This window comes from Geomonas sp. Red276, assembly GCF_054784495.1.
Genome location: NZ_BLXW01000072.1, coordinates 1 through 3,923, shown reverse-complemented (window position 1 = coordinate 3,923; position 3,923 = coordinate 1). Strand labels below are relative to the sequence as shown.

The 3,923-nt window shown below is 58.9% G+C and carries 3 protein-coding genes and 1 pseudogene; all 4 read left to right on the top strand.

Annotated features, from left to right (window positions below; translation table 11 throughout):
* Positions 1 to 121, top strand: a pseudogene (locus ACYVL5_RS23350) (IS1595 family transposase); the annotation flags it as partial.
* Positions 122 to 173: 52 nt separating this feature from the next.
* A complete protein-coding gene (locus ACYVL5_RS23345) occupies positions 174 to 878 on the top strand; it encodes a mechanosensitive ion channel family protein (protein WP_460597950.1) in 705 nt (234 codons plus the stop codon).
* Between the two features lie 337 nt (positions 879 to 1,215).
* Positions 1,216 to 2,217 carry a YncE family protein gene (locus ACYVL5_RS23340; protein WP_460597949.1) on the top strand — a complete coding sequence of 334 codons (1,002 nt, stop codon included), beginning with the start codon at positions 1,216 to 1,218 and terminating at the stop codon, positions 2,215 to 2,217.
* 114 nt (positions 2,218 to 2,331) lie between these two features.
* Positions 2,332 to 2,880: a DUF1003 domain-containing protein gene (locus ACYVL5_RS23335; RefSeq protein WP_460597948.1), complete on the top strand. Its 549-nt coding sequence runs from the start codon at positions 2,332 to 2,334 to the stop codon at positions 2,878 to 2,880.
* The last annotated feature ends 1,043 nt before the right edge of the window (positions 2,881 to 3,923 follow it).

Here is a 3,923-nt window from a genome sequence, read left to right as displayed (position 1 = left end):
TCAGTACCGCTTTAACCGTCGTTTCGATCTTGCTGCTATGCTTCCCCGCCTCGCTGCTGCCGCTGCCCGGACTGGCAGCCGACCAGAGCGGTGGTTACGCCTAGCGGAAGATTGGCGCTAATCAGGTTCTCTTTTGGCTGGTTGGCCGCTGGCTGATCGGGCTTGTGGGGCGCATGCTTCAGAGTGTCCTGGAGCGGCAGAAAGTCGACCCGACCCTCATGCGCTACATCGGGAATTTCGTAGCGGTGACGTTGAACATCATCCTGGTAGTTGCCATTCTGGGCTACTGCGGAATCCAGACGACAACGTTCGCCGCATTGGTGGCCGGCATTGGCATCGCCATCGGTGCCGCGTGGGGGGGACTTCTCTCGAACCTGGCCGCCGGGATCTTCATCGTGGTACTCCATCCCTTCAAGGTGGGCGATTTTGTGACGATCGGCGGTGTCACCGGCAACGTCAGGGAAATCGGACTCTTCGTCACCTCGATCAACACCCCGGACAATATCCTCACCCTGGTCGGCAACGGCAAGATCTTCGGAGACACGATCCAGAACTACACCGCCAACCCGTTCCGCAGGGTCGATCTGAAGTGCCAGCTGGCCGGCAGTGCCGACCATGTCGCGGCCATGCGCCTTTTGCGGGAGAAGCTGGCAGCCGTTCCCAATGTTTTGGCCACACCCGAGGTGGATGTGGAGATCCTCGAGTTCAACCTGGTGGGGCCCGTGTTGGCGGTAAGGCCGTATTGTCATAATGACCACTACTGGCAAGTCTACTTCGACGGCAATCGCACCATTCGCGAAAGCCTCAACGAGGCCGGCTTCCCCGCACCCATGCCGGCCCAGATGGTCCTCGTCAATTCCACGCCCCCGCAAGTCTAGCGCCCATGCCTGCTGCCCGGCGGCAACCGAATATTCAAAGGGACTGGCTCCGCAGGTGCCAGTCCCTTTGTCCCCTTCGTGTGCGCCTCGCCCATCCGCGGGCCGAAGATTAACAAGTCACAGAACTCTCCAGCGTTGTCCCTCCCGTGCGCACACTCTTTCAGGGCCTCACAGGCTTACTCGCTTCTGGCAAAAGGTGTGGGACTCTGCTATGTTGTGCCGGTTTCTATGTCAATGCGCTGGCTTAACATTAACCAGAAAAAAGTAGCCTCTTTTCCCCTCCGGTCACCCGGGCTCCCCCCATTCAAATGGTTCTTCCAGATTCGGAGAGTTGTCTATGAAGTCGTTGCTCTTTTTGTGCTGCATCCTTTTGGCGACCGCCGCCCAGGCGGCGGATGGCGGGTACCACGTCGTGAAGACCCTGAGGATCGGCGGGGATGGCGGTTGGGACTACTCGGCCGTCGATGCCGCCGCCCGCCGCTTGTACGTCTCCCGCGGCACCCATGTCACGGTGCTCGACCTCGACACCGGCCGGATTGCGGGAGATCTGCCTGATACCCCCGGGGTCCATGGCATCGCCGTGGCGCCCGGGTTGAACCGGGGCTTCACCAGCAACGGCAGGGCGAACAGTTCCACGGTTTTCGACCTGAAGAGCTTGAAGAAGATCGGAGAGATCAAGACGGGCGCCGGCCCCGACGCCATCGTCTATGAGCCGGTGACCGGGCAGGTCTTCACCTTCAACGGCCGCAGCCACGATGCCACCGTGTTCGGGGCGGAATCGGGCGAGGTGGCCGGGACGATTCCCCTGGGGGGGAAGCCCGAATTTGCCGCGGTCGACGGGATGGGAGCGGTCTTCGTCAACATCGAAGACACCGATGAGGTCGTCGAGATCGATGCGGCGAGCAGGCGCATCGTGAGAAGGATCTCCATCAAGCCGTGCGACGAGCCGGCCGGGATGGCGATCGACCCCCGCCAGGGGAGGGTGTTCTCGGGGTGCCACAACAGGATGATGACCGTGCTGGACGTGGGGCGGCAAAAGGTCGTCGCCACGGTCCCCATCGGTGCCCATGTGGATGCCAACGGCTTCGACCCGGAGACCGGACTCATTTTCAGCTCGAACGGAGACGGGACCCTTACCGTGGTCCGGGAAGCGTCGCCTGGGAAATTCGAGGTCGCGGAAACGGTCCCGACCCGGCGCGGTTGCCGCACCATGGCGATCGATCCCAAAACCCACACCCTGTATCTTCCTGCCGCCCGGTTCAACCCACCGCCGGCAGGGTCCCGAAACCGCCCGGCCATGATACCGGGAAGCTTCGAGATACTGGTCGTGGGACGGTAGCCCCGGTCGAGACCGGGAAGCGATGAAAAATCGCCACCCCGCCACCTGCAAGGGCCGGCTGGAACCCGGGGCGCCGCAGTGCGAGCCACCTGTTACCTGGAGGGAGATCCGACCATGACCAATCATGAAACATCGACGCCGCCCCGGGAAAGAAAACTGCCGGAGAATTACTTCCGCTTTCACCTCCCCCACATGCATCTTCATTCCGTGTTCGGGGACGACTGGTTCGCGCTGAAGGCAGAGTCCTTCGCCCGGTTTTTCGGTACGCCACTGTTTCTGGTGGGGCAGACCGTGATCGTCGCGTTCTGGATAGGGCTCAATGTCGCCGGGTTCACCAAATTCGACGTGTATCCGTTCATACTGCTCAATCTCGCCTTCAGTCTCCAGGCAGCCTATGCGGCGCCGCTCATCCTGCTGGCCCAGACGCGGCAGGCGGACCGGGACAAGGCGCATGCCGAATCGGACGCGCAGCATCGCGAGGCCCTGGCCATGGCGGCCGAGGAGCGCCAGCTGCTGGCCGAGCAGCAATCGGACAGGATGCTGGAGCTGCTGCGGCAGAACACCGAGCTGACCGAGCTCGTGAAAAATCTGGCCGAGCGGATCGAGGGGCTGACCCTGGAAGTGCATCGCAAAGTGACCAATGATGAAAGCGACGGGGAGTGACAAGCCCCCTTGCCGCACATCCGCCCCCTTACCCTCAGGCTGCGTACGCGTCACCACCTGAGACAGGGGACTAACCAGGTAATTTCTCACCTATGGATCGGTGCGGGGGATAGGCAACCGGCAAAATCCCTCCCGTCTCCCGTTCCACTTCAGCTCATCTGCCTTCTTCTCCATAAGCCCCAGTCCCAACTCCTCCGCCCTGCATCGCCAGCATCTGGGTTGGTCTTCGATGAATCATTAATGTGTTAGAAAATTATAGGGATTATGTCCCCGGAAATTCCCGTCCCCGGAAATTCCCCTAAGAAATGAGTATTGTGTCCCCGGAATATGCCAAGAAATGAGTATTGTGTCCCCGGAATATGCCCGGAAATTCCTCCCCGCAGGTGCCAGTCCCTTTGTTCCCCTTTGTGTCTCACCTCGCCCATCCGCAGACCGAATGTTTACTGAGTCGCAGAACTCGCGAGCGTTGTCTCACCCGAGCACGGTCAGTCTCAAAGTCGCCAAGAAATGAGTATTGTGTCCCCGGAATATGCACCCGGAATATGCACCTGCCGGCCGGGTCCCGAGTGTAAAAAAATTCACTGTGAATTTTTTTGCAAGCTTTGTAAATCGACGCAAATTCGACCTGTTAGCTACGGAGAATAGGTGGAGTTGTAAAAAAATGAACAGTAAAAATAATATAATGTGTGTCAGATAATAATAATGGATCGTGTAACTACGCTAGCAGCAAAGCTAGATTTCACAAAGACTACTGAATCAAAAAATTGGCGTGATTCTTGATTCAAAGGAGGAGTTTCGGATTAGGAAGCCTCATCATGCTTTCAGCTGCATCAATTTGTAGGAATTGCTGGAGGGACCATGTTCACAAGTGTCAGAAGAGGTGAAAGTTACTCGCGTCCGGTGCTTGCCGGTATCGGCGGGTGTCAAGGTAGTTGTCGCCTCTGCTGAGTTTTAAGCTGCGGCGAGTATGATTTCCGGCGCAGGCTCAGGATTAAGGAAAACGGCCCCCACGGGGTCCCAATTTCGGATGCCTTTAGACCACC